This is a genomic window from Flavonifractor sp. An112 (assembly GCF_904377885.1).
Classification (GTDB): Bacteria; Bacillota; Clostridia; order Oscillospirales; family Oscillospiraceae; genus Flavonifractor; species Flavonifractor avicola.
Genome location: NZ_CAJFGT010000104.1, coordinates 1 through 6,142, shown reverse-complemented (window position 1 = coordinate 6,142; position 6,142 = coordinate 1). Strand labels below are relative to the sequence as shown.

General features: G+C 58.7%; 4 protein-coding genes. 3 read left to right on the top strand and 1 reads right to left on the bottom strand.

Translation table 11 applies throughout. The annotated features are described in order from the left end of the window. Nucleotides 1-187 (top strand): helix-turn-helix domain-containing protein (locus tag IHN22_RS12125; protein WP_191435629.1); only part of this gene is annotated, 187 nt, incomplete at its 5' end. Nucleotides 188-210: 23 nt separating this feature from the next. On the opposite strand, the gene IHN22_RS12120 is transcribed toward IHN22_RS12125, so the two are convergent. After that, entirely contained in the window at nucleotides 211-420 is a 210-nt protein-coding gene (locus IHN22_RS12120) for a helix-turn-helix domain-containing protein (protein WP_191435627.1), read from the bottom strand. 171 nt (nucleotides 421-591) lie between these two features. Here IHN22_RS12120 and IHN22_RS12115 point away from each other — a divergent pair, with 171 nt between their 5' ends. Continuing rightward, complete coding sequence (locus tag IHN22_RS12115) at nucleotides 592-780, top strand: hypothetical protein (protein WP_191435625.1); 189 nt, start codon at nucleotides 592-594, stop codon at nucleotides 778-780. Nucleotides 781-811: 31 nt separating this feature from the next. Continuing rightward, complete coding sequence (locus IHN22_RS12110) at nucleotides 812-6,103, top strand: S-layer homology domain-containing protein (protein WP_191435623.1); 5,292 nt, start codon at nucleotides 812-814, stop codon at nucleotides 6,101-6,103. The last annotated feature ends 39 nt before the right edge of the window (nucleotides 6,104-6,142 follow it).

Here is a 6,142-nt window from a genome sequence, read left to right as displayed (position 1 = left end):
GACAGGTATTCGCCCATCGACCATCAATGAGCTGTACCATGAACTCGCGGAGCGGGTGAAGCTGGAGCACATAGACCTGATATGTGAGGCGCTTGGCTGTGAAGTCTCCGACCTCATTGTGCGGGAGCCGAACAGCGAGCCGCGGACAAAGAGCCGCACAGGTGCGCCGATACATAGCAAGAAATAAGCCGCTCCACAGGGGCCCGGGCGTCAATCGTCCGGGCCTTTTACTATCTCCACCACATCCTCGATCCGGCAGTCCAGGGCCAGGCAGATTCGCTCCAAGACCTCCAGGGCGACGTGCTGGTCCTTGTTCAGCTTAGAGAGGGTTCCGGTGCTGATGCCGGCCATCTCCACCAGCTGCATCTTCTTGAGGCGCCGGTCAAGTAGCGTGTGCCAGAGCGGGCGATAGGAAACCATGCGCATTCCTCCTTTGAGAATACAATAGCATAACACTTTCGACTTGTCAAAAGTTTTTTCTGAAAAATCGAAAATAACTGTTGACAAGACGAGAATCATGGTGTATTGTATGCTCACAAGAACACGATAAAAACAAACGAGAACTTGAAAGAAACAAAGGAGAATGTGAAAATGAAAAGCCTGATTTACTCCACTTTCCGCGAGGGCTACGGGCCCGACCAAGTGCGCAAGACCATGACTGTGGGCGAGCTGATCGCTCTCCTGGAGGACTACGACGAGGACACCCCGGTTTACCTCAGCTTCGACAATGGCTACACCTACGGTGGTAGCCCCACATTTTTTAACTCCAAAGGATCCTGACTGAAAATAGCAGAAGAAAGGGATGATATTTATGAGGATCATGCAGAAAGCACTCAGCCTGTTGCTCAGTGCATCCATGGTGATCAGTCTGGCAGGGCCCCTTCCGGTATGGGCCGCAGGACCTCAGCTGCCGGACAATCTGGAGGACCTGGTGACGAAAAGCTGTGCGGTCACAGTCTCTTCTGAAGAAAATCCAGATAACCCCACCGCGCATTATGCAGTGGACGGCATTACCGATCAAACCCAGCAGTGGGCCTCCGGTCCCATGAAAAATGGGTCAACAACCGCTGATACGCCTCAGACGCCCCAATGGCTGACGGTGGATCTGGGCGCGGATGTGACCGAGCCCGTGGCCATTGAGGCCATCAAGCTCTGGTACAATATGAAGGTCTGGCCCATGGTCTATGAGATCCAGACCTCCTCGGACAACGGCGCCAGAGATGACTGGGCCACGCTGGTCCGGGTGGAGCGCGCGCCCTTTGACGGCGCGGTCAAAAACGGCGACGGACAGAACATTGCGGATGAAACCAACAATACGACGCTTGCTTTAGCCGCCAATACCGATACCATTACCAAAACCACCTCGCCTGCCCTGGGGAAGGACGCAGCGGTGGAGCGCTATGTGCGCTTCTATGTGGAAAAGACCAACGCCGTCGCGCCGGGCAACAATGTGTGCCTGCGGGAGATCTCCATCTACAAAGCGTCCGACGAGCCTCAGCCGGAGCCGGGCGAGGATGCCTGGAATCTGGCGCTGGGCCAGCCCACGGAAGCCTCCACTTCCGTCGAGGGCACCTCTCCGGCCAATGTGGTGGACGGCAGCATGGACAGCAAGTGGAATTCAGGTAATCTGAAGAACTTCACTATTGGTAACAATTCCAAGGACGATGTGGAGCAGACCCATCAGTGGATCCAGATCGACCTTGGAGCCACGGGGTCTACTCTGGAGGAAATCCGCATTTCCTACAAAGCCAAAGTGTGGGCCATGGACTATGAGATCCAGACCACCGATACCCCGGAGGACGAAGGCTCTTGGATGCCGGTAGCAAAAGTGGACCGGCCTTCCGCCAACGCCTTCGTAACCAATGGCCCGGACCAGAATATCGCTGATACCGCGGCCAACCGGGACACCATTACCACAAAGACCAGTCCGGCCCTGGATGCGGAACCGGTGGGACAGTATTTACGGATGTACATTACCAAGACCAATGCCCAGGCACCCGGCGGACATAACGTGAATATCGCGGAGATCGAGGTGCTGGGCACCAATCCCACCCGTCATCCTCCGCTGGATGTGCAAGAGATCCTGTCTGGTGTTACAGTGTCCGACCCTGACAAAGCAGATAAAACCATCACCCTTCCGGAAACCAAGGAGGGCACTACCCTGATCGTCCGGGGCAGCGAGCTGGAGAATGTGGTAAGCAACGACGGTGTGATCAGTCAGTGGAACATCGGTCCCCGGGATGTCACTCTGCTGCTTCGCCTCAGCGAGGACGGCAATAAGGAAAACTACGCGGAAAAGAACGTGACGGTGACCGTCCCCAGCCACAGTGACAGCTATCCTGCCGCCTGGTTCCCCACGGTAGCCCAGCCCAATGATAAGCCGGAGGTCATTCCCACCGTACAGGAGTGGTACGGCTACGAGGGGAACTTTACCCTGACCGCCGACTCCAAAATCGTGCTCAATGACGCCGCCAGCGTGGGCCTGGAAAAGGTTGCTGCCAACATGAAGGCGGACGTGGAAGAGATCTGCGGCATTACCCTGGAGGTGGTGACCGGGACCGCGCCCACCGGACCCAACGACATTTATCTGGAGTCTCTGACCGATCCCAACGCCTATGATCTGGGCAAGGAAGGCTACCTGATGGTGACCAATGATGAGGGCCTGCATATCTATGCCCCCACCTACACCGGCTGCCTGTACGGCACCATCACCGCCGAGCAGATCCTGTGGCAGGACGAGACCCACAGCGCCATTCCCAAGGGCATCATGCGGGATTATCCCGCCTATGAGGTCCGGGGCCTGATGCTGGATGTGGCCCGTACTCCCTACCGCTATCAGCAGCTGCAGGACTACGCCAAGATCATGCTGTGGTACAAGATGAGCGAATATCATCTGCACATCAGCGATAACGACAACTCCAACATCAACGGCGCTACCTTTGATACCCATTCCGGCTTCCATCGTCTGGAGAGCGACGAGTTCCCCAGCCTGAAGTCCGAGACCAAGCACGCCGGTATTCCGGCGGAGCTGGTCAACGCCGACTACTACAACAACAATAAGGATTATCAGGGCAACCCCACCTATACCAAGGAGCAGTGGCGGGAACTGGAGGCCATGTGTCAGGACATGGGTATGTACGTCATGACCGAGCTGGATATGCCCGGCCACTCCCTGCTCTACAACAAGTACGCTGAGGAAAATCCGGATGGTATCGGCTGGCTGGAAGGCGGCACCATGCTGGCGTCCAATGCCACCAGTAACTCCGGTTATCAGGAGCTGCTGGATCTGATCGGCGAAAACAAGACCCGGGCCTTCAAGTTTGCCTCCACCCTGTGGGACGAGTATACCCGGGGTGAAGAGCCCGCCGTTTACGGACCTGTGGTCCATATCGGCGCCGACGAGTACTGGGTACATAATAAAGAGACTTATAACGCCTTTGCACAGTTTGCCGACAATATGCGCCAGGTGATCCAGAAAAACCTGGGTGCGGATACCAAAATCCGGATGTGGGGCGCCGGGACCGGCAGCTTCTCCACCGCCGGCGAAGTGCTGGAGAAGACGCCTGCTGAACTGGCCAAGGACTATCAGCTGGACATCTGGTACCCTAGCTACGACAATGCCGCCAAGCGTACCGCGGAGGGCTATCAGGTCATCAACGCCCGGGACGCCTTCCTGTACGGCAATCCGGGCCGCCGTTTCCGGGATGTGCCCAACGCGGAGTACCTGTTCTATGACTGGAATCCCACCATGTTCGGCGGCGGAGATCCCCTGCTGGGCGAGCCCAACCTGATCGGCGCCAAGGCCGTGATCTGGGGCGACCAGAGCCAGGAGGGCATGACCGAGCGGGATGTGCACCAGCGTGTTCTGCGGGCCATTGCCATCGTCAGCGAAAAGACCTGGAACGGCACGGATGAGGATGATACCTTTACCGAGTATGAGCTGCGGGCAAGCCGGCTGGCGGAGGGCCCCGGCACCCAGATCGCCATGGAGATCGACAGCAAGAGCTCCCTGGTGCTGGATTATGATTTTGCCAATGTGTCCGGAGACGGTAAGACCGTCTACGACGCCAGCGGCAACGGCTATGACGCCGCCCTGACCGGCGGTTCCGTCACGGATGGCTGGCTGGCCTTTGACGGCAATACCCTGCTGACAACGCCTCTCAAGACCATGTCCTATCCCTATACCGTGTCCTTTGACCTGAAGCTTACCGGGGAGGACGGCACTGCGAACACCAAGGAGGCCTCTCTCTTCTCCGGCTATGACGGCCGCATCCAGGTGGCGGGGCATGACGGCAAGATGAGCGCCGATGTCAACTACTTTACCCGCGACTTCAACTACAAGGTTCCCACTGACGGCACCCCGGTCAAGGTGACCATCGTCGGCACCTTCCAGGCCACCCGGCTCTATGTGAATGGTCAGCTGGTCACCTTCCTGTCTCAGAAAGCGGACCAGGACGGTCTGGCTCCCGGCGCGATCTCCACCATGTACTCCTCCGTGCTGCTGCCGCTGGAGAAGATCGGACAGGACTTCCACGGCCAGATGGCCAACCTGAAGGTCTATAACAAGGCGCTCTCCGCCGCCGAAGTGGCCGGCAACGCCGATGACGGACTGGTCAACGTGGCGCAGAACACCGCTGCCGGCAGCAATTCCTATGCTTCCGGGGATAGCTACGACGACGGCGAACAGCGCACCAGCATTGCCATGAAGGCCATCGACGGCGAGGCATTTACCACCAGCGATGACAACTCCTCTGAGATCTATTCCTACTGGCAGGGCGACCACGCCGACAGCGCTCTGACGGTGGATCTGGGCCAGGCCCGCACCATCTCCCAGGTGGAGATCCAGTGGCGCTCCAACGGCGTGGGCAAGGACTTCCAGATCCTCACCTCCATGGATGGAGAGAACTGGGATGTGGCGGCTCAGGTCGCCGACAATCGGGAGGCCAGAGAGACCATCACACTGGAGACTCCTGTCTCCGCCCGCTATGTCAAGCTGCAGGGGATTGCCAGCAATAACGGTACGGTCTACAAAGTACAGGAATTCCTGGTTTATGAAGCTGTGGACAAGACCGCTCTGAACGACCTGCTGGCCAAGGCGGAGGAAATCGTGGCCCAGAAGGGCCTGGGCTTTACCAGCACTGGTCTGGAAGGCGACCTGTTCCAGGCTGTGGTCTATGCCCGTGCCCTCAGCGGCAGCCCTCTGGCCACTATGGAAGAGGTGACTGCGGCCACTGCCGCTCTGGAGGATGCCATGCAGGCCATCGAGGACTCTGGCAGCACGCCCTCCACCTCCTACGCCATCACCGTGGAGAAGGCGGACGACGGTACCGTGACCGCCAGCCGTACCCGCGCCTCCAAGGGCCTCACCATCACCCTGACTGTGAAGCCTGACGAGGGCTGTAAGCTGGACAAGCTCACCGTCACCGACAAGAACGGCAATGAGCTCAAGCTCACCGACAAGGGCGACGGCAAGTACACCTTCACCATGCCTGCCTCTGCCGTCACCGTAAAGGCCTCCTTCGCCAAGGACGACGGCTCTGTGGGCACGGATCTGCCCTTCACCGATGTGAAGTCCAACGACTGGTTCTACGAGGCTGTGAAGTACGTCTATGACAAGGAACTGATGAACGGTACCTCCACCACCACCTTTGCTCCCCTCATGACCACCAACCGGGCCATGGTGGTCACCATGCTGTGGCGGCTGGAGGGCCAGCCCAAGGCTGAGGCCACCCTGTCCTTCACCGACGTGGAACAGGGCGTGTGGTACACCGACGCTGTGAACTGGGCCGCCTCCAAGGGCATCGTCAAGGGCTACAGCGACACCGTGTTTGCTCCCAACGACACTGTGAGCCGTGAGCAGCTGGCCACCATCCTGTACCGCTACGCCGAGTACAAGGAGTATGACGTATCCGCCAAGGGCGACCTGACTGCTTTCACCGACGGCGCCAAGACCTCCTCCTGGGCTGCCCAGGCTATGGAGTGGGCGGTAGGCTCCAAGCTGCTGTCCGGCAAGGGCGGCAGCGTGCTGGATCCCACCGGCACCGCCACCCGGGCGGAAGTGGCGCAGATCTTCATGAATTTTGCCCAGAACCTGAAGAAGTAACGATCCATGCCGACAGGGGCGCGCTGCGTCAGCAGCGCG